Source organism: Streptomyces sp. Je 1-4 4N24 (assembly GCF_026239515.1).
GTDB classification, from domain to species: Bacteria; Actinomycetota; Actinomycetes; order Streptomycetales; family Streptomycetaceae; genus Streptomyces; species Streptomyces nigrescens.
Genome location: NZ_CP110836.1, coordinates 34,576 through 58,380, shown reverse-complemented (window position 1 = coordinate 58,380; position 23,805 = coordinate 34,576). Strand labels below are relative to the sequence as shown.

Below are 23,805 nucleotides of genomic sequence, written 5' to 3'. Positions count from 1 at the left end.
GGTTGTCTCGGCACGTGAACGAGTCTGTCCGTGCGGCGCAGACCGGCACATCAGCCCGGCGGCTCGAAACGTCTTCGACCACAGGCGAGGCGGTCATTCGACTCTGGTCCAGGGCGCATCAGCCCTGGGTCTGACTCACCTGCCGCATGGGTTCGCGATGATGGCCAGGTGAACATGGACGTCGCACCACGGTTCGGGTGGTGGCAGCAGACCTGGCGGCTGGCGGCAGCCGCGGCAGTGGGCATACCGACCTGGCTCTCTACCGGTGTGCTGCTGCAGTGGCAGGCGGCGGAAACGGGCTCCTGGTTCCACACCGGTGATCCGATGGTGGCTCTCGGCTGTCTGACGGCGCTTCTGTGGCGGCGGCGGTTCCCGCTCGCCGTAGCCATGACGGTCACGATCGCCTCAACCGCGTCGGCACTCGCCACCGGCGCCGCGCTCGTGGCGCTGAGTTCGATCTCCACCCGTCGTCGTCCGGTGGAGATCGGGGTCGTCGTGCTGGCCTACGTGACCGCGTCACAGTTCGCTGTCGGGTTCTATCCGGTCCAGAGCCCGCCCGGCTCGTTCTGGTTGCAGCTCGCGTTGCCGGCACTGACCGCGGGCATCGCGGTGGCCCTGGGCGTGGCCGTCGGCGCGCGGCGTGCCGAAGTGCGGTCCTTGCGAGACCGGGCGGAGAGCTCGGAAAGGGAACAGACCGCACGAGCGGCGCAGGCACGGGCCCTGGAACGCAACCGGATCGCCCGCGAGATGCATGACGTGCTCGCGCATCGGATCTCCCTGGTCGCCATGCAAGCCGGAGTGCTGGATCACCGCAGCGACCTCAGAGCCGAGGAGAACCGCGTGCTGGTCCGCGGTATCGCCGAGGGCTCCCGCCAAGCCCTGGAAGAACTACGGGATGTCCTCGGTGTGCTCCGGGCCGACCCGGGCCACCCGGAACCACCACAACCCTCCCTCGAGGGAATCCCCGACCTGGTGGCCGACGCCCGCACATCCGGACTGGACGTCACGCTCACCACCACCGTGACGGGGACACCGTCCGACGTCGTCGGACGAACCTGCTACCGGGTCGTCCAAGAAGGACTGACCAACGCCGCCAAACACGCCCCAGGCGCACGCATACACATCACCCTCGACGGAACAGCCGGCGACCAACTCGACGTCAGCGTCCACAATTCCCCGGCCACCACAAAAACCGCACAACCACCTGCATCGGGCTTCGGCCTACTCGGTCTCACCGAACGAGTTGACCTCGCCGGCGGAAAACTCAGTCATCACCCCACACCCGACGACGGATACCTCCTCACCGCCCAACTACCCTGGCCGGACCCCACCCACGAAAAGAGAACATGAGTGGACAACGAGCGGGAGCCGGTGCGTGTCGTCATCGTCGACGACGAACAGCTGGTACGAATGGCGCTGCGGCTCGTCATCGACGGCGAACCGGACCTGACCGTCGTCGCGGAGGCCGCCGACGGGAACGCCGCGATCACCGTGGTGGACGAGCAGCAGCCGGACGTCGTGCTGATGGACGTGCGGATGCCCGGCCTTGACGGCCTCAGCGCGACCCGGGAGCTTCTCACCCGACCGGCGCCGCCCCGGGTGCTCATGTTGACCACATTCGACTCCGACGATCTGGTGCTCGGCGCACTGCGCGCCGGAGCACTCGGGTTCGTCCTCAAAGACACCCAACCGCCGCAGATTCTCGACGCAGTGCGGACCGTCGCCGACGGTAACCCCGTGCTGTCTCCAGCGGCCACGGCACGCGTGATCGCCGCAGCCACCGGCCCGCAGTCCTCTCACGCTCGCAACTCAACCCGCGAAGCCGCACGGAAACAGCTGTCCACACTGACCGAACGGGAACTCGAAACCGCTCGCGCCATCGCGGACGGACTGGGCAACCCGGAGATCGCCCAGAGGCTGCACATCAGCATCGCGACCGTCAAGGCACACACAGGCAACCTGTTCGCCAAGCTGGCGGTCGAGAACCGGGTGCAGATCGCACTCCTGGTCCGCGACGCAGAGGAATGACCAGCCTGGCGCAGAGGCTGCCGACGCCTACACCGCCGCTATGAACGCAAACCTGAACACTTCCTGGCCCTCACCGGCATCGCCTGCCCCTCATCTGCTCCCGGCGATTCACCAAATGACGTGAGCTCCGCGCTCGCTGACTACGTACGGTGCGGCAGGGTATTCGAGTGTGGGTGCACGGCCGTGCCGAGAGGAAGCCACGCACGGGAAGGCCGAAAAGGATGCCTGACGAAGCTCCGACCCCGCGCGACCCGGTGACCAAGCATCCGCAGCCTGAATTCCTCCGCGCCACCGACCTGGAGCAAGCAATCGCTCCCGCTCGGTCACCAGAGCCAAGGCGGGCTGGTGCACGTGGGGTCTCGCCGCTGTCGGCGACCGCAGGAAGACCTGGTGGCTCACGCCGCAGAGCAGCCGGAATCCGTGGTCGAGCTGGCCCGGGAGCTGATCCGAATCCCGGCTGCGGGAGGGGGATCGACGACAACCCGCCAGACTTCACGGCCCTTGAGGTTTGGCTGTCCGGCGTGCTCTGCCGCACCGGTGCCGGGACGAGGAGGGCCACGAAGCCGAGACCGCTGATCCGCAAGGGCGCAATGCCGAGCACGGCTTGGTGGACACCGTCGCCTTTGAGGCTGCAGTCGCGGAGGATCTTCTGGTTCTTTGAACGCACCGTGTGCGTCGCTGCTCCGCCTGTTTCTGCCCATCACTTCTCGACGGCCGGTGTGAGGCGTGAGGTGATCAGGGGGGCGAGGAAGTGGCCGAGGAGGGCGGCGGTGGTGATCGCTCCCAGGGTGATGCCCCATGCGATGGGCCCGAGTGGGGTGCAGCCGAAGAACTGGCTGACACCGGGGATCTGGATGATGGCGACGAGGACGGCCGCGGAGCCGAGTCCGGCCACCAAAACGTTGCGGTCGGTGCCCCCGGTGGTGAGGGTCTGGGCGAGTTGGGTGCCGACGACGGCGGCGAGGGCGACGGTGGAGGCGCGCCGGCCGCGGCCCGTGAGGCGGGCCGCGGTCCAGGCCAGGCCGGCGCCGAGGGCGGTGATGACGCCTCGCAGCAGCATCTCCCGGGTGAGGGCGGTGCCCAGTGAACGGTGCGGTCCCTCAGCGAGGAGGCGCTCGCCGGTCTGGCTGGACGGCTCGCGTACCGCGATGGCGAGGGAGGGGGCGAGGTCGGTGAGGAGGTTCACGAGCATGATCTGACGTGCGTTCAGCGGGGTGGTGCCGGTGAGTGCGGAGGCGAGGACGCTGAAGGTGACCTCGCCGAGGTTCCCGCCGATGAGGATGGCGAGTGCCGCGCGGACGGTGGTCCACATGGCGCGGCCTTCCATGAGGGCGGAGACGATGGTCTCCAGCCGGTCGTCGGTAACGACCAGATCCGCGGCCGCGGTCGCGGCCGGAGTACCGCGGCGCCCGAGTGCGATGCCGACATCGGCGAGTCGGATGGCGGGAGCGTCGTTGGCTCCGTCGCCGGTCATGGCCACGACTCGGCCGATGCGCTGGTAGGCCTGCACGATCCTGACCTTGTGACCGGGGCTGCAGCGAGCGATGACGTCGACGGTGGGCAGCAGTTGGTCCAAGGCGTCGTCGTCAAGTTCGTCAATCTCCGGCCCGGTGCACACCTTGGGCTCCGCGAAGTCCTCGCTGATGGTGGAGGCGATGGCGTCCGCGGTGGCCGGGTGGTCACCGGTGAGCATGACGGTGTGCACGCCGGCCTCGCGCAGGCGTGCCGTCGCGGGCGCTGCGCTGTCGCGTACCGGGTCGCCCAGTGTGAGGAAGCCGAGGAAGACCAGGTCCTGTACGCCTTTGTCGGTGAGATCCTCACCGGCCTTCATGCGGCGTTCGGCCACGGCCAGGACCCTTCGCCCCGCTGCCGCGAGCTCCTCGGCCGCTTCGGCAAGGGCTCGCCTGGCTGAGTCGTCGAGAGCCACTGCACCGTCCGGCTGCCGACGCCGGGTACACCGGCTGACGACGTTTTCCGGCGCTCCCTTGACGCTGAGCAGAACATCGCCGCCGATGTGGCCGATGGTGGCGTGGTACGCCCTGGCCGGCTCGAAGGGAAGGGCGTCCGTACGCCGCCAACGGGACGCGCCGGTGCGGGTGGTGATCTTCGTTCCGCGGGCGCCGTCGACGATCGCCCGGTCGGTCCGGTGGGCCATCGGTTCGGACTGGCGGGCGGGCGGCGTGGCGCGCAGAGCGGCGGCGAGGATCTTCTTGCGGGGGGCGTCGAGCCGGTCGAGGGCAGCGGCGCTCTCGCCATCGCTGACGCCGGAGAGCTCCAGGGTGCCTTCGGTGAGTGTGCCGGTCTTGTCGAAGCAGAGGACGTCGGCGCGGCCGAGTGCCTCGATGGTGCGGGGATTGCGTACGAGGGCGCCGCGGTCGGCCAGGCGGCGCGCGGCGGCGAGCTGGGCAGCATTGACGAGGAAGGGCAGGCCTTCGGGCACGGAGGCGACGGCCAGGTTGACGGCGGAGGCCAGATTGTCGGTCAGGGGGCGGCCGTGGAGGAGCCCGGAGAGGGCGACTGCGACGGCGGACCCCAGGGCGATGGGCATGCTGGCGCGGGTGAGCGAGGAGAGCCGGGCCTCCACACCTGTTTCCGGTGCGGCTTGGCGGGCGGTGGCGAGGCTGCGTCCGGCTTCCGTGGCCGAGCCGGTGGCCACGACGACGGCCACGGCCCGTCCGGCGGAGACCGTGGTGCCCTCATAGAGCATCGATCGGCGTCCGGTGAGGTGTGCGGCGACCACCGGCGCGGGGTCTTTGCTCACGGCCAGGGATTCCCCGGTGAGGGAGGATTCGTCGACCTCCAGGCCTTCCGCCTCCATCAGGCGGCAGTCCGCGGGCACGACATCCTCGGGCCCCAGAGAGACGACATCGCCGGGGACCAGATCGCCCGAGGTCACCAGACGCTCCCGCCCCTCGCGCCGCACACAGGCGCCGATTGCCGACTGGGCGAAGAGCTCAGCAAGCGCGCGATCGGTCCTCACCCGCTGGAAGCCGCCGACAAGTGCAGAGACACCGGTGATGGCAGCGACCAGTGCGGCGTCGGTCCGGGACCCCACAGCCGCGGCGAGAGCGGCGCCGGCGGCGAGGATCGGGGTCAGCGGATTGGAGAGCTCTTCAATGAAGGCGTACGGCAGAGTCAGCTTTGTCGGCTCCCCTGCGTGCGCCTCGGCGCCACGGGTGGTCGCCTCCTGCGAGGAAAGCCCCTCGGGGCGGGTGCGCAGCCGCTCCATGACGCGGTCGACGGGCATGAGGTGCCAGGGGACCTGGGCCACCGGCGGTGTGAGGGGGCGGCTCAGCAGCTGCCGGGCGCGCCAGGTGCCGATGCAGAATGCCACGCCCCCAGCGGTGTTGCTCACCGCAAGCACCCGCGCGGTCGCTCGCCCGGACGGTCCCTGCAGGGCCGCGACAGCGCCAACCCCGCTGCCGCCCGCAGCCAGGTAATGGCTGTCGCGGTCCACCACCGCAGCTACCCCCACTGCGTCGACGATCAGGCCCGCTGCCTCAAGATCTGCTCCTACCAGGACGTGGGCGCCCCAGGGGGTGTGCTGCTCCTCGCGGTGCACGCCGATCGCGCAGTCGGCCGCGCCCAGCGCGCGGCGATCGGCGGAGATCAGCAGAACGACCGCACCGTCGGCCTGGAGGCCACGGACCGAGGCCGCCAGGCGGTCGCCCGCGGGCACCACGGCATCGGCGAAGGTGAAGCCGGGTTTCTCCCGGTCGGACGCCACCACGACCCGTGCGCCGGCCCGTCGTGCGGCCGCAGCGACGGCCTCGGCTCCGGGGGCTGTCTGGGTGCCCAGTCCCGCCACCGCCTGGAGCCGCCGGCCCTGGGCCAGCCCGAGGGTCTTCTCGCTGCCGCGCCGCCGCAGACGTTTCGCCGCTTTGCGACCGGTGCGGCCCTTCAAATCCAGCTCGTCCAGCGGCCCCAGTACCCAACCGCCCGCGCGGCTGACGGCCAGCGGCGTATCGGAGTCGAAGAGCGAGAACAGCCGCTCGGAGACCTGCTCCGGATCAGCGCCCTCCAGCAGCTCCAGGTCCACTGGCTCGTACCGGTCCCCCCGAAGAGCTTCTTCCTCCAGGAGGATCGTGTCCACCTGCCCCAAGCGCCGCAGCGCAGTACGGTCCATCGTCACCACGCCGCGCAGTGCCAGATACCGCCCCAGAGCCGTGGCGAAGCCCTCCCGTCCTGCGCCGGGTGCCTTCGGCACCGAGGCCACACCGACCGCGATCGCCTTGCGAAAGCCGGCGAACGGCAGGGCGGCCATCCCGGCGGCGACGCCCGCCGCCATGGACCGCTCCGCATACCGGTCGGCGCCGTCCTGCGGCGGAGGACCGGCCCGACCGGCCGTGACCGCGTCGGCTGAGGCTTCTTCCGGTCCACGGACGAGCCCGGCCTCGCGCTCACGCCACGCGGTACGTTCGACGCTCGCCTCCCGCCACACCGCCAGGCGCTGCAGCACGTCCAGGGCAAGCCCGCCACCGCCTGTGGCCACGCCCTGCACCAGCGCGCCGATCACCGGGAGCAGCGAGTCAGCCTGCTCACTCGGGCTGATGTCCTCGATCAGGTGACGAAGTCGCGGATGGTAGCGAACGGCATCGATGCCACCGGCGATCTCCGGCGGCAGGCCGAACCACGGAGCGAGCCGCCGGAAGGTCACCAGAGCCAGCCCCAGAGTGTCCGCCACCAGAGCCGGCACCGCCGGGAAAGGCGGACCCTCCGCCGGGTGGTGCGGCTCCGGCTGCCACTCGTCGAACGTTTCCGCATCCGCGGCATGGTCGCCTTCGGCCTGCTCCACCAGTGCGACCAGCTCACTCGCGCCGGGAGCAGGCGAACCAACCGCGATGATGACCCGTTCCATGGGCGCGTTCACCCGCGCCCACAGCACTCCCGGATGTTTCTCCACGGCCCGCTCCACACGACGGGCGACGGCCTCGCCTCCCGCGCCGTGGGCACCGAAGACCGCGATGTAACAGCGCCCGGACGACCACCACACCTCACGTTCAGGCCCCTGCAGCAGGCTTTCCGCCATCCCCCAGACGGCCCGGCTACCGGATGCCGTCTGAGAAACAACGGTGGAAACGATCGAACGCAAAAACGGCGGCACTCCGAGCGCCGAGGCATGCGGCATGAAGCGTGCCTCCTCGCAGCAGCGGGTCGGTGCGAATGAACCATCAGAGGCAGTCTCACCGAAGCTCTTGAAAGGGGCGAGGCAGGGTAGACCTACCGATAAGGGGCCAACACGTTCCTGATCGAACAAACGAGGCGATATCCATGCCCTCCACACCCCGAACGCAGTCCCCGTCCAGCATCGAAACCGAGACCCCAGGCGAGGGCTCGCCCGGGCCCCCTCCCAAGGCCGCCCCATCATCGGCAGGCAGGCGCACGATCACCCTGACCATGCCCTCGCCCCGCCAGATAGCAAACGGCGCCCTGGACGCCGCCATGCTGCCCGTCGCCGTCGTCCGCCAGATCCTGCCCGCCAAGAAGGGCCTCCCGATCTACCTGGGCCTCGGCGTCCTCGGTGCCGCAGAAGTACTGGAATGGCCCGTCGCCATCGGCATAGGGGTCGGATACGCCGTCCTGCGCCGCGGCGAGGGCGTTCTCGCCGCCCCACCAGCCTCCACCGCAGGCACACAGTCCAGCACCCCAACCGCCAGGACCGACGAGGAGAAGTCCACCAAGACGACCGCACGCGACATCATGACCCCGGACGCCACCTGCATCGGAGCCAACGAGACAGCCCTGGACGCGACGCAGAAGATGACCGAACTCGGCGTCGGAGCCCTGCCCATCTGCGGCACCAACAAAAAGCTCAAGGGCATGCTCACCGACCGCGACATCGTCGTGAAAGTCCTCGGCGCCGGCAAGGACCCCGCCCAGGTGAAGGCCGGCGACCTCGCCCAGGGCAAAGCGGTGACCATCGGTGCCGACGAAGAAGCCGAAAGCATCCTGCGGACCATGAGCCGGCACAAGGTACGCCGCCTGCCGGTCATCGACGGCCACACGCTCGTCGGCATCGTCGCGCAGGCCGACGTCGCACGCGCACTGCCCGACCCCAAGGTCGGCGACCTGCTCGAAGCCATCTCCACCTGAGTCAGAGACCTCGCGCAGGGCAACGATGGGTTCGGGCCTCCACAGTTGCTGGCCATGGCCGATGCGGGGGCCGCCGCGGTTTCGCCTGGAGGGCGCTGTCCGGCCGCTCTCGCCGCCCGGATGTGAAATGAGGCCACAGGGACTGTCGTATCAAGGTGAGCTGGACGGTCGCCTCGTACCACCTGAAGGTCTCACGGCCAGGTCAGACGCGGGTGATGGGGCGTTTCGAGTGATGAGGCGGCTTACGGCGCCTGCTGGTCGTCAGGCCGTCCGCAAGGGGCTCTCGACGGGGTTCACCAGGGCACTGTCTGACCTCGGCGTTCCGAGAGACGCTCGACCTCGCCACGGCGGCGGACTCCACAGTGCATCCGTCAGAGGTGAAGAGCGCCGGACGCTCGCTGGCACGAGAACCCGAGATCGCCTTAGCTACCGCCATCTCCGGCCCTTACAACATCCATGCCGTCGTCCACTGCCGAAACCTCGACGAACTATTCGAATTCACATCGAACCGTATCGGGGCCCTGCCCGGCCTTCAGAGCATGGAAGTCTCACCTGTCCTACGGCACGTGAAGCAAGCAGGCACGCTACAGTCCGGCGCTCGCCTCGCCGGGCCACCGACTCAAGCGTGACGTAAGCAGACCCTCGGCATCGCGACGCGTTACGGCAAGCTCACCGTCCGCTACAAGGCGCGCGGCTCGCCTTGATACGACAGTCCCTGTGACCTCATTTCAAACCCGCCTAGGTCGGCTCGGGCTGTGGTTCCGGTTCTGTGTCCGGCTCGGGAGCCGGTGGTGGTTTCGGGTCGGGGTGTACGGGATCGAGGGGTCCGGGCGGGGGCTCGGGGGCATCCGGGTCCGGCTGCAGGGGCGGCCTCCCCGGGGTGGGCACCGGCGGTGGCGCAGGCTCGAGCGGAGGCGTTGCAACAGCATTCCCGTGCATGGCGACCTGCATGTTTCCTCCAGGGGTCGATCTTCGCAAGGCGGTCGGTGCTGCCCTCGGTGCACCGGTGCCATTCACTGTGCAGGTGCCCGATGCCGAGATCCGGAAACTCACCCGCTCGGCGTCCCACTCGCCGACAAGGACAGCAGGTCGAATTCGGCGAGTACCTTCAGCCTGCCGCGCGGCGTAAGTGACCCCTATCCCAGCGCGTCGCGTGTCAGGGCGGGGATGATGCCACCAGCCAGCACTGCGGTGCGCTGTCGCTGCGAGAGGCTGTGGTGGACGGCGTACTCCTCGCCCCTGGTGGTGTTGGTGAGGTGCAGTGCCGTACCCGCGTCCGCGTCTGGCGCGAGGGCGGCGTGCAGTCCGGACAGCCGCAGACGGTCGTCACCCCGGATCCGGTCGTGGTCGTCCGGGTCGTCGAACTCCAGTGCCAGGGCACCGAAGTTGGCGAGGTTCTGCCAGTGGATGCGGGCGTAGGACTTGGCAATCACTGCCCGCAGGCCGAGATGGCGCGGGGTGATCGCGGCATGCTCACGTGAGGATCCCTGGCCGTAGTTCTCGCCGGCGACGACGAAGTGACCGCCGCTGCCCACATCGGCAGCCCGCTGCGGGTAGGTGGCGTCGATGCGCGTGAAGGTGAAGTCGGACAGCTTGGGGATGTTGGACCGGTAGGGCAGCGCCCTCGCACCGGCCGGGGAGATCTCGTCGGTGGAGACGTTGTCACCGGCCTTGAGCAGCACCGGGCCCTCGACGGTGTCCGGCAGGGCGTCGAAGTCCGGCAGTACGGAAATGTTGGGGCCGCGCTCCAGGCCGACCCGCGCGGCCTCCTCTGGCGGCAGCGGAGCCTCCAGCATCGCGTCGTTGACGGCCGGACGGTCCGGCAGGCGCAGGTCGGGCGGCTCGACCTCGTACTGGGCAGCCCAGTCCCGTGGGTCGGTGATGACGCCGGTGAGCGCGGAGGCCGCCGCGGTCTCCGGAGAGCACAGCCACACCGCGTCGTCCTCGGTGCCGGAACGGCCGGGAAAGTTACGGGGGAACGTCCGCAGCGAATTGCGCCCGGCGGCCGGGGCCTGCCCCATGCCGATGCATCCCAGGCAGCCCGATTGGTGCACCCGGGCGCCTGCCGCGATCAGGTCGAAGGTGGCACCGGACCGGGTCATGTCCTGAAGGATCTCGCGGGATGCGGGGTTGATGTCGAGGCTCACACCGGCCGCGGTCTGCCGGCCCTTGACCATTGCCGCCGACATGGCGAAGTCCCGTAGCCCCGGGTTGGCCGACGAACCGATCACCGCCTGCCCGACCGGCTCACCGGCCACCTCACTGACGCGGACGACATTGCCCGGCGAGGTGGGGCGGGCGATCAGCGGCCGGAGGGCGGAGAGGTCGATCTCGTCCGTCAGGTCGTAGACCGCTCCCGGGCGGGGGAGGAGTTCGGTGAAGTCGTCGCCGCGTCCGACGGAGTGCAGGAAGCGGTGCACCGCGTCGTCCGACGGGAAGACCGTGGTGGTGGCGCCCAGTTCGGCGCCCATGTTGGCGATGACATGGCGGTCCATGGCCGTCAGCGAGGCCAGGCCCGGCCCGTGGTACTCCAGGACGCGATGGACGCCGCTCCGTACGTCATGGCGGCGCAGCAACTCCAGGATCACGTCCTTGGCGCTGACCCACGGCGGCAGTTCACCGACCAGCCGGATGCCCCAGATGTGCGGCATGGTGATGTGTAGGGGCCGCCCGGCCATGGCGAGGGCCACCTCCAGGCCGCCGGTGCCCAGGGCCAGCATGCCCAGCGATCCACCGGCGCAGGTGTGCGAGTCGGAGCCTGCCAGCGTCTTTCCGGGAATGCCGAAGTGCTGCATATGCGTCGGGTGCGAGACACCGTTGCCCGGTTTCGAGTACCAGACCCCGTAGCGGCGGGCCGCCGACCGGAGGAAGGTATGGTCCTCGGCATTGCGTTCGTCGGTCTGCAGAATGTTGTGGTCCACGTACTGGACGCTGACCTCGGTGCGCACCCTGTCGAGGCCCAGCGCCTCCAGCTCCTGCATCACCAGCGTCCCGGTGGCGTCCTGGGTGAGCGTCTGGTCCACGCGCAGCGCGATCTCCTCACCCGGCTCCATCCGGCCGGACAGCAGGTGTGCCTCGATCAGCTGCTGCGTCACGGTTCCGGTGGCGCGCCCCGGATTCTTGGTTCCCATGGGTCGTCCCTCCGCATTGGCTGACTCCAAGCCCGGGTGCCCGGGGGACGGCTTGCGACACCCCCGATCCGCGGTCCGGAACGGCACACCAGCCCATCCCCGCTCTCATGCGCCGGCGCGGCTACCGGCACACGACGAGCGCCTCGCCCGGTCGTCCCAGGGAGGCAACATGGCCATCGCGAAGATCCGCACCGTCGTCCTGGACTTTCCCGAGCCACGGGCACTCCCCGTCTTCTACGAGCGGCTGCCGGGCGGCGAGGTGACGGGCAACTCGGACGCCGACTGGGCCGTTCTCCAGGCCGACGGACCTGGAGGCTCGCGTTCCAGCGCGCCCGTAGACGGCTACCTCTCCCTACGCTACCTCGCCGCCACCACCGGGACCGGCGACCCCTTCCTCGTCCCGCTGCTCGACCTCGGCTGGGACCTCCAGCAAGAGGACCCAGAAGTTATGTGGAATCACTTGCGAGGCTGAATCACTTGCGAGGCTGGTGGCCTCGTACAGGGACCATGGGCTGAAGGGATCAGCGGTACCGGATGGTCGAGCTGAGGGAGAAACGGCCGGTACTCGGTCGGCATGAGCAGGCAGCGGCCTGGCTGCAGGCGGGCAGGACCTGGAGCGGGCGCCGAGGACGGTCGATGCCTACGCCCGGGGGCTGGCAGAGTACCTAGCGTGATGCGAGCAGGGGAGCGTGGACCTGGCGCTGGAAGATCCTCCGGGACTGCCGCCTGAAGGGCGACGGCATTCACACTGCGATGCTCGGCATCGCTCGACGTCACAACCTCACCCTCACGGGATACTCCTGCCCCATACGGACCAAATCGCCGCAGCGCGTAGCGCAGGGCGATGGGTGCCCAGTCGGCGAGGGGCCGTCCGCGGTGGCGGAGGACGACCGCCGCCAGGATGACCGCCCACAGCGGGATGAGCTTCAGCGCATCGGTGACGCCGGCGTGCATCAGCACCGCGAGCAGGGCCAGGCCGGTGAGGGTGACGACGACGAGCTGGGCGACCGAGAGGCCCAGCAGGACCGGGCCGTCAGGCAGAGAAGCGTGTCGGAGTGCATGGCAGAGCCGTCCTTGGAACGTGGTGAGGAATGAAGGAGGGAGAGACGGGGCGGGCGGGCGAGCGCGGCCAGGCGCCCGCCCCGTTGAGGGCTACGAGCCCGATCCGCCCAGCGGCTGGGGCAGGTCCACCGCTACGGGGTGGTGTTGCCCTGCGGAGGGGACTGCTTGCCGGTGGCGGCCCGCTGGGCCGTGGCGCGGGCGGGTCCATCCGGATGCTCGCCGCGCCCGCCGTGCGCATCCGACCCGCCCATGGCCGAGACACCCAGCAGGAAGACGATCGTCATCAAGAGCTTGCTGACAACGAGCGTGGCCGTGGCCTCGATCCAGCCGCGCCGCCAGCGCTTGGCTGCTTCCCAGCCGCCGTCGGCCCCGGCCCCGGCGAAGACCGCCAATGTGACCAGCACCAGGATGCAGCTGGCCGGGTGGGCCTGGTCGGGCACACTCCCCTGGATCAAGCCGGCCTCACGGCCCCGCAAGGGCGGGCCGAAGCAGGACTCCGAGTTCATCCTCTGGGGCGTCAAGGGCTCCCTCGACAACACCAGGGACCGCTACCTGCCTGGCCACTACATCGCCTCCCAGCCCCGCAAGGACCCCGTCCACATCATCCAGAAGCCCGTCGAAGTCATGCAGCAGCTCGTCCAGGTCTGCCCTCCGGCGGCACCGTTCCCGACCCGTTCACCGGCTCCCGCTCCACCGGCGTTGCTGCCCTGAAAGAGGACCGTGACTTCGTCGGCATCGAACTCTCCGAGCACCACGCCGGCCTCGCAGAACAGCGCCTCCGCAGCGTGCTGACCCAGGGCAACGTCGCACTCGCGGGGCCCGAAGAATGAGAGTGACACGACCAGGAAGACCGGATCAAAACATGGGAAAGGTCGCTTCTGTCGTCGAAAATCCGATGACGCAACCGTCCTTGACTCTCTGGGTCAACTCGCTTCGAGGTACTGCTGCACCGACTTCGGTGAGGCCATACCCCCGTTCGCGACGGAACAGGGCCCTTTGCTCGGGTCGGTGGCGTGGTACCGGCGACGGAGGCGACGAGCTGCAGCGTTAGCACGTCGTCGAGGCCCGGTAGCTCACCAAGTCGATACGACGGCCGATCCTCTCGATCGCCACCATGTCATGGTGGGTGAAGTCACCGGCGATACAGACGAGTCGCGGATTGCTCCAGTCGACCGCCTCGGCTGCTTCGACCGCCCCGACCGCCCCGACCGCCTCGGCTGCCTCGCTGCCGAGTCTCCTTGACCAGGCTCCCGAACTCATGCTGGTGGTCATGGAGCTACGACAGAGACGACCGAGCCTGATGCGTCGCGTTCTGGTCGCGGGAGCGCTTGTGCTCGACATTACCGACCGCAGGAGCTTGGATACCGGCTCTGAACTGCGGCGATTCATAACTGCATGTCCGTGACGGCGAGTTGGGGTCGTTGTTGTAGCTCGTCCGGGTGGTCTCGTGAGACGGTCCCGTCCACCGTCCACCAAGGCGGTGGACGGGCCGCGAGGTCGTCAGCCGGACAGGATCAGGTTGTTGATCCTCTACTTGATGCGGTCGAGGAAGCCGAGCACGCGATGGTTGACCTGCTTTGCGGCCTGTTCGTCGTAGGACGGCAGGCTGCTGTCGGTGAACAGGTGCCTGTCGCCGGGGTAGAGGAACAGCTCTGCGTCCGCCGCCGTCTCGACGAGCGCGCGGGCGGCGTCCACATCGCCCTCCCCGGCGAAGAACGGATCTGCGTCCATGCCGTGGATCTGGACCGGGACGTCCTGAGGCCAGACGCCGCCGAACTCCGAGATCGGGATGCAGGCCTCGAGCAACAGTGCGCCCTTTGCTCCGGGGCGGGTCTGGGCCAGCTTCTGCGCCGGCAGGACGCCGAGCGAGAACCCGACGTAGACGAGCTCCGCAGGCAGCCCCTCGGCGGCGGCGATTCCGCGCGCGGTGATCGTGTCGAACCCGGCGTTCTCGGCGTAGCCGGCGCCCTCCTCGAGGCTGTCGAATACCTGCCCCTCGTATAGATCTGGGGCGTGGACGGTGTGTCCGGCCCGTCGCAGCTGCTCGGCGAACTCGCGAACGCCGACGGTCAGCCCGTGCCCGTGGTGGAAGACCAGCACCTCAGCCATGTTGCTCTCCTCGTGCTGCGGTGCCCGGGTGGCGCCGCGGCACGAGTATGGCCCGCAGCACTGACATCCGCGGGCCTCGGCCGGACAGGATCAGGTCGGTGGTCCCGGTTCGGCGGGGCGGGCTTCGAGGTCGGCGACTCGCCGGCCTTGGAAGCGCAGGTTCGAGCGGGCGGCCTTCAGTCGCTCGTCGAGGGTGCGGTTGTCGGTGGTGAGTTGCCGGACACGTTGCTTGAGTGTGGTGTTGAGGATGCCGGTGGGGAACAAGGCCGCGCGCAGGAACTGACGCCCTTGCCCAGCACCTTGACGGTGACGTCCCGGTCGGTCAGCACTCCCTTGAGCTTGTCGTCCATGCCGCAGATCGGCAGGGCCCCTACCCGCATCTCGGTGAGTTTGCGGGCGGCGTCCAGAACGCTGTCCTCGGCGCCGACGCACGGGGCAGCGACGCGTTCCGCCGGATGCCACTCGGCGGCCGATCGCTCGGGCGGGCTCCGGCAGCCCGGCCTCTAGGCCGTTTCTGATGGCTCTTCGACGGTGTCGCGGAGCCAGATGACGATGGCTGCAACGGTCAGGGTGCCGTTGAAGATGTAGTCACGTTTGTCGTACCTGCTGGCCACTGCGCGGTACTGCTTCCACTTGCTGACACATCGCTCGACGGCACTGCGGTGGCGGTACTGGGCCTTGTCGAAGGCCGGCGGACGTCCGCCGGCTGAGCCCTTTCGCTGGCGTTTGGCCCGCTGGTCATCGGGCTGGGCGATGGTCGCTTTGATGCTGCGTCGTCGCAGATAAGCACGGTTGTCGTAACTGGAGTACGCCTTGTCACCGCGGACGCGATCCGGTCGGCTGCGGGGTCGGCCAGGTCCGCGCCGCCGGATGCGCAGGCCCTCCAGCACAGGGATGAACATCGGGCTGTCGCCCTGCTGGCCCGGAGAGGTCTGCCAGGTCAGCGGCCGGGCCCGGTCGTCGGCCAGCAGATGGACCTTGCTGGTCAGTCCGCCTCGTGAGCGTCCCAGCGCCTCACGCCCATCGGCTTCCACACGCGCACCGCCCCCTTTTGCGGGAAGTCATGTGGCGGCCGCCGGCGGGCACCGGCCGCGTGCTGATGGGCCCGGCACGACGTGGAGTCGATGTTCACCGCCCATTCCCACCGCTGCACGCTTTCCTTCTCCACGGTGTTGGTCAGCGCCTCGTCGGGGTCGGTGGCGTCAGCCTCGATCTGTAACGCGGTCAGGATCTGCTGCCAGGTACCGTCCGCTGACCAGCGGCGGTGCCGCTCGTAAACGGTTTGCCAGGGGCCGTAGCGTTCGGGCAGGTCCGGCCAGGGCACGCCGGTACGGGCCCGGAACAGCACCCCGTTGATCACTCTGCGGTGATCGGCCCACTGCCCGCCGGGCTTGCCGTTGGCGGGCAGTAAAGCCTCGATCGTCTGCCACTGCGCGTCCGTGAGTTCATGTCGCCGCACCATAAGACGCGCCTGCCCAGCCGATGAACTGATCCACCACCGCAGCAAGAGCCATCAGAAACGGCCTAGACGCGACGCCCACACACGCATTGCGTGGCGCTATCGGTCGCCGAGGGAGCGGCAGCGGCCCAGTCCGCGGCGATGAGGGTCGGGGTCGGTACGGGTGTTCGGGCGGCTGGCGCCGGCGCTCACGAGGGCTCTTGCGGCTCGGTTGAGGCCAATCCGGTCCCTTTTTGCGTGGTCCGAAAGGTGACGGGGTGGCCGGAGCTGGAGAGCGGACCGCGTGGCGTGAGCGGTGCGCTGCCTTGCGGCCGACCGTTCCACCGTCTGGGCGCCGGACTGCTGCCGCCGGCGATGGTCATGTGCCGGCCGGTGATGCACGGGCGCCGACAGCATCGGGAATGCGACCGTCTCGTCGATCTCCTGCGGCGCACCGAGCCGACCGCACGGGTCCGCGCGGTTCGCCCGCAGTGAGAATCGCAGCCGCTTGGGCGCCACACGCACCCCAAGCTCTCCGCGTCAGCGTCTCGATGGCCACCGGTGCTCCGAGGACGAGCGCCGGAGGTGTCGGTGAATCGGCTCGTTCCTAAGCGACCGTGAGTACGATCTTGCCCTGGATGTGCCCTCGGGCGGCGCGTTCTTGTGCTGCTTGGGCGTCCGCGAGCGTAAACGTGCTGTCGATCGCGACGCGGACCGTGCCCGCGTCGAGCAGGCGTCCCAGTTCTGCGAGCTGGGCGCCGTTCGAGCGGACCTGGGTGCCCGTGACCGTGACGTCCAGCTTGGCGGTCTCTTTTTCGTCGAATTCGCCGAAGAACACGGGGAACTGGGAGCCGCCGCGCTTGAGCGTGCGCAGGAAGCGCTTGCTGTCGGGGCCGCCGACGGTGTCGAGAACGAGGTCGACGTCGTGTACGAGTTCCTCGGGGCGACTCTTGGTGTAGTCGATGAACTGGTTGGCGCCGAGCTCGCGCAGGAACGATTCATGCGCGCCCGATGCCACCGCGATGACACGTGCGCCCTTCCACTTCGCCAGCTGTAGCGCGAAGTGCCCCACCCCACCCGCGGCGCCGTTGATGAGTACCGTCACGCCGGCGTCGAGTGGCACCGGGCGATGCTGCGCCGCCTGGAAGGGCGACGGGTGATCGTGGCCGAGCTCGATCAGGAACTGCCACGCGGTGAGCCCGGCCATGGGGGCCCCGGCGGCGTGCACGTGATCGATGCCGGCCGGCTTGAGTGCGAGGTCCAACGCGGGCGCGGCCACGTACTCGGCATATGTGTTGCCATCGAAGCTGGGGAAGCGAAGGAGACCGAAGACTTCATCGCCGACGGAGAAGCCGTCCACATCCGCGGCGACAGCCTCGACGACGCCCGACAGGTCCGTGCCCGGAATCACGGGCAAGTCGAACTTCGGCCTCGTCTCCAGAGGCAGGTTGGACATGCCGTCGCGCAGGTACCAGTCGGGGGGATTGATGCCGACCGCGTGCACGCGAACGAGCACCTCACCCGGCCCCGGCTCGGGGATCGGCACTTCGTCGTACCGCAGAACCTCAGGGCCGCCGTGCTCATGGAGCCGGACTGCCCTCATCGTGTGTGTCGGCATCATTTTCTCCTGCCCGCGCTGCGGGATACGCTTATTCGGATCAGCGATCCACATAAATGGACCACTGATCCGAATATATGGACCACTGATCCGGATAGTCAAGAGGGACGGATGCGCGCCGACGCCAGGAAGAACCGCGACCACCTGCTCGCAGTAGCGGGCACCGCCATCACCGAGCAAGGCGTCGACGTGTCACTGCGCGACATCGCGCGCAGGGCCGATGTCGGACTCGCGACGCTGCTGCGGCACTTCCCGACGCGCGAGGCGCTGCTCGAGGCGCTGCTCCGCACGAGCTTCGACGAACTGACGGCAAAGGCAGGCGAGCTCGAGACATCGAGCTCGCCCGAAGTCGCTCTTGTTTCGTGGCTACGCGACTGCGTCGCGTGGACAACCGAGTATCGGGGCGTGACCGTGCTGATGGCAGCCGCCATCGAGGACACCGAGTCCGCACTCCACGCTTCGTGCGTCACCCTGCGCGCGGCCGGTGCGCGGCTCCTCACCCGTGCCCAGGCCGCGGGCACGGCGCGGAGCGATATCGATGGCGCCGATTTGTTTGCGCTGGTAGCCATGCTCGCTTGGCTCGGCGATCAACCCTCACTCGCGCCACGCGCCGATCGCCTCTTCGGTGTTGTCGCGAGCGCGATTCTGACGAGCGCAGGGAGCCAGCCGCGCCAAGGGGGAACGCCGCCCTCAGAGCCGTAGCTGATATGGCCACACGCTGACCAGCGGGCTCGGCCGCGTGCTCGGCAGGGAGAGGGCCGACGCCGAGTTCGCCAAGCCGGCCGAGGACCGCGGCAACGAGTCGCGCCGCTGCCCGGGAGCACCCCGCGCGACCGCCGCGAAGGGGCCACGAAGGCCGCGCCGCGCAAGCTGATCAGCGCCCTGGCCGGCTCCTGACGCTCAGCACTCTTCACCCTCGTAGCCCTCGCCCGGCTCCGGCGCATCCGGGTCGCGCAGCGGACGCAGGCCCCAGGCTGGAGGCGGTGAAGCTGTAGCGGCCGAGACAAGTGGACCCCTCGGCTTCCAATCCCCCGAACCCGCGCGCCAGAGCGCTTCAACGGCTATCTGGCGAGCGGGTTCTTGCCTTCAGCCCTCCGAGATTCCGCGAACCCGCGCGTTTCGTGCAGGCCGGGGCGGAACAGTCCGGTGCGCAGGTTGGGGACGAAGGAGTCGAGGACGACGCGGTGGAAGCGGTGGCGCTGTTCGGAGGTTCTGGAGGAGGTGCCCGCGATCTGCCACCTCCAGCGCGTCCGGGGCGGCCTGCCTGATGGCCTTGGTGAATGCCATCAGGCGGTCTCAGCAGATGATCTCGGCGCCGGGATGCTCCTGGAGCCAGGCGGCGACCTTGTCAGTCGTCGGCACTGGCTCTGATCACAGAAGAAGCGACGACTTGAAGACGGGCGGTCAACTGGTGGCCGCCGACGGGCAGCCTGGCTATGCGAGGCCAGTACCGGCTGTGAACGCGTGCGGCGGGATGCTGACACTGGGGACATGCTCCTGGAGGTCCGCAGCCTGCCGCATCGATCATCAAGTTGTCATCGACGACTACGGCCTGGCGCACTACGAGGTTCAGGCCCGGGAAGAGGACTTCTTCAAGCGTTTCCATCTCCATGGCAACGTCATCCCCTGGCGAAACGATCTTGCAGGCCCGCCCTTCGAGCGCCTGAAGTCAGGGGGCGACGTCCAGGGCGCGAGTGATCGTCTGGGCCGTCGTTCGCCACTCCTCCGCATCAGTGCTCTCGACCCAGCCCGCGGCCAGCTCTGAACCGTCCTGCAGAACGCGACGAAGTGCCCGCCCAGCCTCGCGCCGGAGCGAGAGCGGCAAGACAGGCCACGGCTCAGAAGGACCGTCATCAGGATCGATCACCACTTGGCTGCCCGGAATCTGTCCCACGATGTCGCGATCGGCGTCGTCTACTGGCTGGCGCTCGTGTACGTCGCCGCCCGGCTGCGCGCGGTGCTCGGGCGACCGGCCTGGCGCTGGCGCTGGGAGTGGATCGGCGGCTGGATGTTCATCGCCCTCGGGGTTGGGGTGGCCGCCACCGAGTAACGCCCGCTAGGACCGCGTCGCCCTCCCGCACTCGTCCCCAGAGGGCTCGCCCCGCCCGACCGGCGCGCTGCGGTCGTACGGGTCGACCTCCGTGCCGGCCTCGTCTGCCCGGCGGTCCGTGTCGAAGGGCGGGGTGAAGTAGCCCGTGGGGGCGCCGCAGCCGCCGTTGGTCATGTCGTACTTGTACGAGACGATCGAGAACGTGCCCGGCTCGGTGATGACCTTGTCAGGGTCGTCCCAGCTCAGGACCAGCTCGCGCCGGACGATCGTGCGCACGACTTCGTCGTCGCCGCCCGCCTCCGCGCGGGTGACCGGGTAGACGAAGGTGACGTCGGCGGTCACCTCGAGCGCGCCGCGCTCGCCCTCCCGGTAGGTCAGCCGGCCCCGGGTCTTCACGACGTCGCCGACCAGGTGGGTTCGGGAGGGCTGAAAGCGGCTGAAGAGGAGGAGGGGGTCGTTCTTCTCGCTCGGGGTTCGGAAAGCGGTTTTGAGAAGCTCCTGGACGTCCTTCTGGTGCGGGTTGATCAGTGCAATCGCCTTCTCGGGACGCTCGCCCCGCAGCACCCCGCGGTCCAGGCCGGACGCGACGAGGAAGTCCCGGCTGCGGGCGAGGGCCCGCTCGACCTCGGCCGCGCTCATCCAGCCGACCGCCCCGGCCTTCGGCACGGTGATCCCCGCCGCTCCGCTCGCCCAGCTCGCCGCCGGCGAACCGCGGAACGGCTCGTCCATGGTGGGGCGTTGGGCCGCCTCCGCCGGGGGTGCCTGGGCCGGGCGGGCGGTCTCGGCCGCCAGCGGCGCGGAGTCAGCACCGGCGAACAGGTCCACTATCCGTCCCGGCGCGAGCGCCACCACCAGCAGCACCAGCGAGGCCAGCAGCCCGACCACGTACCAGCCCGTGCGTCGCTTGGGCCGCGCGGGCGTGTAGCTGCGCCAGCCCTCCAGGCCCTGGCCGGGCTCCGCGCGCAGCCGCCTTGCCACATCGCGTGCCCGCGCCGACGGCTCCTTGGGCGCGTCGGCGGCACCCGCCACCGACTCGCGCAGAAACCGCTCCCACTCCTCGTCGGACCTGGACGAACCGTCCGGCTCCGTACCCGCGCCCATCCCCAACTCCCTGGCAATCAGTAGACCGCGGCCCACTCCCCTGGGACGCGTCCGCATCATCACACAGAGCACTGACAGCGAGGCCGGCTGGGCGGACGGTGTGGGCGCGCCCCCCTTTCTCAACTGGCCAACTGAAGGGTTCTGACCGCCCTCGGCTACACCGGTGGATACCACGTTGCGAACCGCTACATGATGGCCATCCGGGAGGGCATCTCGGTCGCCAGAATCAAAAAACGTTCAAGCGGCAAATGTACGGGCGAGTCTCATTCGCACTGCTCAGGGCCCGCGTTCTCCTTCAGCCGTAGGCATCGCGGAAGAGCGGTCAGAACCAACAGGAACGCTCAGTCGCAACGTCGCGCGACGTTCGTTCGTGTGTGTGTTGCGGTCTGGTGGTGGTGTCCTCCTATGGCTTTCCCGACGATTTCCTGTAGGCCTGGTGTGCCTGGTGTGCCTGGTGTGCCTGGTATGCCTGGTGTGCCTGGTGCGCCGCGTGCTGGCAGCTCGCGCAGGAGGAGCACCCTCCCAGACCACCGTCCTGCGCTGTACCCTGCAGCGCCTGTTGGTGCGGATCGCCATCTATCCGTGCTGGGCGACCGTTCCGGGCCGGGCGCCGGCGGCCCGGGTGGTGCTCAAGCAGCAGGCCTGGGCACTGGATATCGAAGAGGCCCGGCGATGTCCGCCTACTCACCGACGGCCGGCGTCGGATCGCTCGGGTTCTGCGGGAGCTGACCGTCGACGTCGGCTACCGCCGTCGATAGGGGAGGTCGCCGATGCGGTTGCCTGTCTGCCTCGACGGTTGCCTACGGCCTGCGGGCCCAGCCTGAACTCCTCGAAAGTCTGGGGGAGTGAGCAGCGCGCCGTTTCTGGGCGGACCCGAGTCGCAAGCGTGGTTCTGACGGCTGGCCAGGCCGCTCTTTATGCCGGGCATAGGACTTTCACCGGCTGGTGGGGGAGGAGTTGTGCCCAGTGGTGGTCGGTGCTGAGGCGGCAGATACGTGTGGTGACGTAGTCGGCGTCGGTGCTCCAGACACGGGGGGCGTTGTGGGGGGCGAGGGTTGCCAGGGCGTGGCCGTGGGGGGAGAAACGTATCGTGTGTGGCCGGTCAGGGTCGCCGGGAGATGGTGGGAGCGTGTGTCCCACAGCTTGACGCTGTGGTCGAAGCTCGCCGTGGCCAGGTGCGGCCATCTTGTGCAAAGACTGTGCTTTCCACCGGCTTGGTGTGCCCGGTGAGCTGGTTGGCGTAAAAGCGGGCGTAGGCGCTGAGCAGGCTGCTGCGTGCTTCCGTGGTGGGTGCCTGCCGATACGCGCGGAGCGCGAGACCCATGGCCGCCGCAGGGCGTTGTTCGCTCAATTGGGCGAGGTGGGTGGCAAGTTCACGGGAGATGGCCAGACGACGCTCGTTCTCCGCCCGGAGACGCTGTGGGCAGGGACTGTCGTGGCGATGAGGCCAGGCACAGGAGGGTGGCGACAGTGATCAGGGTGCGGTGGGCGCGCCGCTCACGGCGGCGGCCAGCGATGACGGATTTGTCGAGGAAGTCGGCCTCCAGGAGTTGAGGGAGGCCCGCCCACGCTTCTGGGTCCAGGCTCGGGCATCCTCAAGCTGGCCGCCTCGGTACAGCGCGCCATTGTCCCGGTCGAGGCGTCCCACGTTGTGGCGGCGGCGGTGAGTCGGCGGTGGGTTCGCAGCGCGTCCCGGTCTTCGTCCAGCCAGCGACGCAGCCGGGGCCAGGCCCGGATCACCGCTTCGTGGGCCACTTCCATGCTGCCGCGCGCCAGCACGACCAACCGGGCGGGTGTCAAGTTCCCCAGAACGGCGTCCACGTCTGCCGGTGAGGCGAGTTCGTTGAGTTCGGTGCGTGGTACGTGTCGGCGGGTGTGCTCGGTGCCGTCGCCGAGCGTGGTGAGGCGGAGGAAGACGGCGCGCATCAGGGCCCGTCGGGTGGGAGGTTCGGCTGCGTAGGGCGCCTCGGCCCTCGGGGCCACGGCGCCGCGCATTCCGTCCGTGGCGCGGTAGTCGTCCAGGCGCAGGGCGGGCCGTGGCGGCGGTGCCAGGTTTCGCGCAGGGCGTGGGCCACCAGCGGGAGGGCGCCGGGCTGGTCGGCGGCCTCGGCGACGACGGTTGCCACGAGCTCGGGGCGGCCGTGCTCCCTGCCTGTGCCGCGGGCTCGACGATGATCTCGCGCAGCTCGGCGCGTGAGGGCGGGCCCACGGGCAGCTGCGCGCCTTCGCGCAGCGCCGCCCGCAGCTCCGGGTGGGTGAAGCACCGGCCGTAGAAGTCGTCCCGTACGCCGATGACCAGTTGACGCTCGGAGGGGGTTGTTGGTGTGCGGGGTGGCGGTTGACCTGGTGTGTTGCGGATTTGCTGAGAGGCGGGATGTTCGGTTCCAGCGGGGTGGCTGTGGTGTGTGAGCTGGGTTGTGTGTTCTGTGCTGAATGGGACCGGGTTCGTTGTAGATGGCTCTAGCGTGTAATGGCCCGGTTGGCGTTTGTGCTGTTCAGAGCTGTTTGTGCTGGCGAGTGGGTTTATCGGTTTCGGGTGCGGGGGCGGTGGTGGGTTTCGGCGAGGTGGCCGAGTCGTACTGCGTCGAGGGCAGCTTTGGTGATGCGTTCGGTGCCGTCGCTGATGGCGGTGATGGCGGCTTGGCGGATGAGCCTTGTGAGGGATCCGATGCGGCCGGCGCTGCGTTGGTGGAGGTAGGGGCGTGGTGGGGAGGGTGCCGGGTTTGTGGTGGGTGAGGTCGAGGTTGTTTTCGATGTCGGTGATGACGTCGGTGAAGGGGTGGCGGGTGCCGTGGCGGGCGGGAGGGGGCCGCAGGTGATGAGAGTGGCGCGTCCGGCGAGTTGGGCGCCGCGGGTGCCGGTGAAGAGGGGGGCGGTGACGTTGATGCCGGCGCAGACGAAGGGCGCGGAGAGGCGTTCGGTGAGGTCTTTGATCAGGTCGGCGGTTTGGGCGCCGGTGGTGGTGCGGGGGTTGAGGCGGTGGATCTCGTCGATGAGGACGAGCTGGACACCAGTGGCGGTGTAGGTGTGGCAGACGGCGTCGGTGATCTGGGTCTGGGTCATGCGGGTGGTGGTGGGATGCCGAGGTAGCGGGCGAACTCGGTGATGAGGGTTTTCGCGGTGGCGCCGGGCGGGACGAGGACGTACGCGACGGGTACCGCGGTGTGGGCTGATC

General features: G+C 69.1%; 19 protein-coding genes and 8 pseudogenes. 11 read left to right on the top strand and 16 right to left on the bottom strand.

Annotation, left to right across the window (positions count from 1 at the left end; translation table 11 throughout):
- Positions 1 to 168: 168 nt before the first annotated feature.
- From SLV14N_RS00240 to SLV14N_RS00230, 3 genes and pseudogenes are all read left to right on the top strand, one after another.
- Positions 169 to 1,350: a sensor histidine kinase gene (locus SLV14N_RS00240; protein ID WP_208687582.1), complete on the top strand. Its 1,182-nt coding sequence runs from the start codon at positions 169 to 171 to the stop codon at positions 1,348 to 1,350.
- Positions 1,351 to 2,028 (top strand): response regulator transcription factor, encoded by a 678-nt coding sequence (locus tag SLV14N_RS00235; RefSeq protein WP_208687583.1) that lies wholly within the window; start codon positions 1,351 to 1,353, stop codon positions 2,026 to 2,028.
- 3 nt (positions 2,029 to 2,031) lie between these two features.
- Positions 2,032 to 2,147 (top strand): annotated as a pseudogene (locus SLV14N_RS00230) (IS5/IS1182 family transposase); the annotation flags it as partial.
- A 467-nt stretch (positions 2,148 to 2,614) separates the two neighbouring features.
- On the opposite strand, the pseudogene SLV14N_RS00225 reads toward SLV14N_RS00230, so the two are convergent.
- A pseudogene (locus tag SLV14N_RS00225) lies at positions 2,615 to 2,692 on the bottom strand (IS5/IS1182 family transposase); the annotation flags it as partial.
- Between the two features lie 36 nt (positions 2,693 to 2,728).
- Entirely contained in the window at positions 2,729 to 7,057 is a 4,329-nt protein-coding gene (locus SLV14N_RS00220; protein ID WP_263267405.1) for a cation-translocating P-type ATPase, read from the bottom strand.
- Positions 7,058 to 7,728: 671 nt separating this feature from the next.
- On the opposite strand from SLV14N_RS00220, the gene SLV14N_RS00215 reads away from it, so the two are divergent.
- Positions 7,729 to 8,121, top strand: a complete 393-nt coding sequence (locus tag SLV14N_RS00215) for a CBS domain-containing protein (RefSeq protein ID WP_208688330.1) — start codon at positions 7,729 to 7,731, stop codon at positions 8,119 to 8,121.
- 362 nt (positions 8,122 to 8,483) lie between these two features.
- Positions 8,484 to 8,750 (top strand): Lrp/AsnC ligand binding domain-containing protein, encoded by a 267-nt coding sequence (locus SLV14N_RS00210; RefSeq protein WP_317633687.1) that lies wholly within the window; start codon positions 8,484 to 8,486, stop codon positions 8,748 to 8,750.
- A 507-nt stretch (positions 8,751 to 9,257) separates the two neighbouring features.
- Here the strand turns inward: SLV14N_RS00210 and SLV14N_RS00205 are convergent.
- Entirely contained in the window at positions 9,258 to 11,252 is a 1,995-nt protein-coding gene (locus SLV14N_RS00205) for an aconitate hydratase (RefSeq protein ID WP_263267402.1), read from the bottom strand.
- A 169-nt stretch (positions 11,253 to 11,421) separates the two neighbouring features.
- On the opposite strand from SLV14N_RS00205, the gene SLV14N_RS00200 reads away from it, so the two are divergent.
- Together SLV14N_RS00200 and SLV14N_RS00195 are read left to right on the top strand one after the other, a co-directional pair.
- Positions 11,422 to 11,724: a hypothetical protein gene (locus SLV14N_RS00200; protein WP_263267401.1), complete on the top strand. Its 303-nt coding sequence runs from the start codon at positions 11,422 to 11,424 to the stop codon at positions 11,722 to 11,724.
- 230 nt (positions 11,725 to 11,954) lie between these two features.
- Positions 11,955 to 12,047: pseudogene (locus tag SLV14N_RS00195) on the top strand (IS5/IS1182 family transposase); the annotation flags it as partial.
- A gap of 24 nt (positions 12,048 to 12,071) precedes the next feature.
- On the opposite strand, the pseudogene SLV14N_RS38725 reads toward SLV14N_RS00195, so the two are convergent.
- Positions 12,072 to 12,278 (bottom strand): annotated as a pseudogene (locus tag SLV14N_RS38725) (hypothetical protein); the annotation flags it as partial.
- Positions 12,279 to 12,547: 269 nt separating this feature from the next.
- Positions 12,548 to 12,724 (bottom strand): annotated as a pseudogene (locus SLV14N_RS00185) (ATP-binding protein); the annotation flags it as partial.
- Here SLV14N_RS00185 and SLV14N_RS00180 point away from each other — a divergent pair.
- Positions 12,723 to 13,144 (top strand): annotated as a pseudogene (locus SLV14N_RS00180) (DNA methyltransferase); the annotation flags it as partial. The pseudogenes SLV14N_RS00185 and SLV14N_RS00180 sit on opposite strands and share 2 nt — an antisense overlap.
- Before the next feature lie 217 nt (positions 13,145 to 13,361).
- On the opposite strand, the gene SLV14N_RS00175 reads toward SLV14N_RS00180, so the two are convergent.
- The 6 genes and pseudogenes from SLV14N_RS00175 to SLV14N_RS00150 form a co-directional block, all read right to left on the bottom strand.
- Positions 13,362 to 13,586: a hypothetical protein gene (locus SLV14N_RS00175; protein ID WP_317633686.1), complete on the bottom strand. Its 225-nt coding sequence runs from the start codon at positions 13,584 to 13,586 to the stop codon at positions 13,362 to 13,364.
- 258 nt (positions 13,587 to 13,844) lie between these two features.
- Complete coding sequence (locus tag SLV14N_RS00170; protein ID WP_263267399.1) at positions 13,845 to 14,423, bottom strand: dienelactone hydrolase family protein; 579 nt, start codon at positions 14,421 to 14,423, stop codon at positions 13,845 to 13,847.
- A 90-nt stretch (positions 14,424 to 14,513) separates the two neighbouring features.
- Entirely contained in the window at positions 14,514 to 14,687 is a 174-nt protein-coding gene (locus tag SLV14N_RS00165) for a hypothetical protein (protein ID WP_263267397.1), read from the bottom strand.
- Between the two features lie 20 nt (positions 14,688 to 14,707).
- Positions 14,708 to 14,860: pseudogene (locus tag SLV14N_RS00160) on the bottom strand (CBS domain-containing protein); the annotation flags it as partial.
- A gap of 66 nt (positions 14,861 to 14,926) precedes the next feature.
- Positions 14,927 to 15,885, bottom strand: a protein-coding gene (locus tag SLV14N_RS00155) for an IS5 family transposase (protein ID WP_263267395.1) whose coding sequence is annotated in 2 segments (ribosomal slippage) — positions 14,927 to 15,445 and positions 15,448 to 15,885 — 957 coding nt in all. Because the reading frame shifts where the segments join, the coding sequence is not laid out codon by codon here.
- A 583-nt stretch (positions 15,886 to 16,468) separates the two neighbouring features.
- A complete protein-coding gene (locus SLV14N_RS00150) occupies positions 16,469 to 17,479 on the bottom strand; it encodes an NADP-dependent oxidoreductase (RefSeq protein ID WP_263272986.1) in 1,011 nt (336 codons plus the stop codon).
- Positions 17,480 to 17,590: 111 nt separating this feature from the next.
- On the opposite strand from SLV14N_RS00150, the gene SLV14N_RS00145 reads away from it, so the two are divergent.
- Both SLV14N_RS00145 and SLV14N_RS00140 read left to right on the top strand, forming a co-directional pair.
- On the top strand, positions 17,591 to 18,181 hold the full coding sequence (locus SLV14N_RS00145; protein WP_263267394.1) for a TetR/AcrR family transcriptional regulator: 591 nt from the start codon (positions 17,591 to 17,593) through the stop codon (positions 18,179 to 18,181).
- 688 nt (positions 18,182 to 18,869) lie between these two features.
- Positions 18,870 to 19,244, top strand: a complete 375-nt coding sequence (locus tag SLV14N_RS00140) for a hypothetical protein (RefSeq protein ID WP_263267393.1) — start codon at positions 18,870 to 18,872, stop codon at positions 19,242 to 19,244.
- Here SLV14N_RS00140 and SLV14N_RS38900 read toward each other — a convergent pair.
- Complete coding sequence (locus tag SLV14N_RS38900; RefSeq protein WP_369292824.1) at positions 19,149 to 19,346, bottom strand: DUF4259 domain-containing protein; 198 nt, start codon at positions 19,344 to 19,346, stop codon at positions 19,149 to 19,151. The two genes, SLV14N_RS00140 and SLV14N_RS38900, sit on opposite strands and share 96 nt — an antisense overlap.
- A gap of 3 nt (positions 19,347 to 19,349) precedes the next feature.
- On the opposite strand from SLV14N_RS38900, the gene SLV14N_RS00135 reads away from it, so the two are divergent.
- The gene (locus SLV14N_RS00135; protein WP_263267392.1) at positions 19,350 to 19,529 is read left to right on the top strand and encodes a hypothetical protein; all 180 of its coding nucleotides are present in this window, start codon (positions 19,350 to 19,352) and stop codon (positions 19,527 to 19,529) included.
- A gap of 6 nt (positions 19,530 to 19,535) precedes the next feature.
- On the opposite strand, the gene SLV14N_RS00130 is transcribed toward SLV14N_RS00135, so the two are convergent.
- From SLV14N_RS00130 to SLV14N_RS00125, 4 genes and pseudogenes are all read right to left on the bottom strand, one after another.
- Positions 19,536 to 20,630: a hypothetical protein gene (locus SLV14N_RS00130; RefSeq protein WP_208687590.1), complete on the bottom strand. Its 1,095-nt coding sequence runs from the start codon at positions 20,628 to 20,630 to the stop codon at positions 19,536 to 19,538.
- 1,497 nt (positions 20,631 to 22,127) lie between these two features.
- A complete protein-coding gene (locus SLV14N_RS38895) occupies positions 22,128 to 22,652 on the bottom strand; it encodes a hypothetical protein (RefSeq protein WP_369292823.1) in 525 nt (174 codons plus the stop codon).
- Positions 22,556 to 22,929, bottom strand: a pseudogene (locus SLV14N_RS38890) (hypothetical protein). Before SLV14N_RS38890 ends, SLV14N_RS38895 begins: the two are co-directional and overlap by 97 nt.
- A 224-nt stretch (positions 22,930 to 23,153) precedes the next feature.
- Entirely contained in the window at positions 23,154 to 23,693 is a 540-nt protein-coding gene (locus SLV14N_RS00125) for a TniB family NTP-binding protein (protein WP_263267388.1), read from the bottom strand.
- Positions 23,694 to 23,805 lie beyond the last annotated feature (112 nt).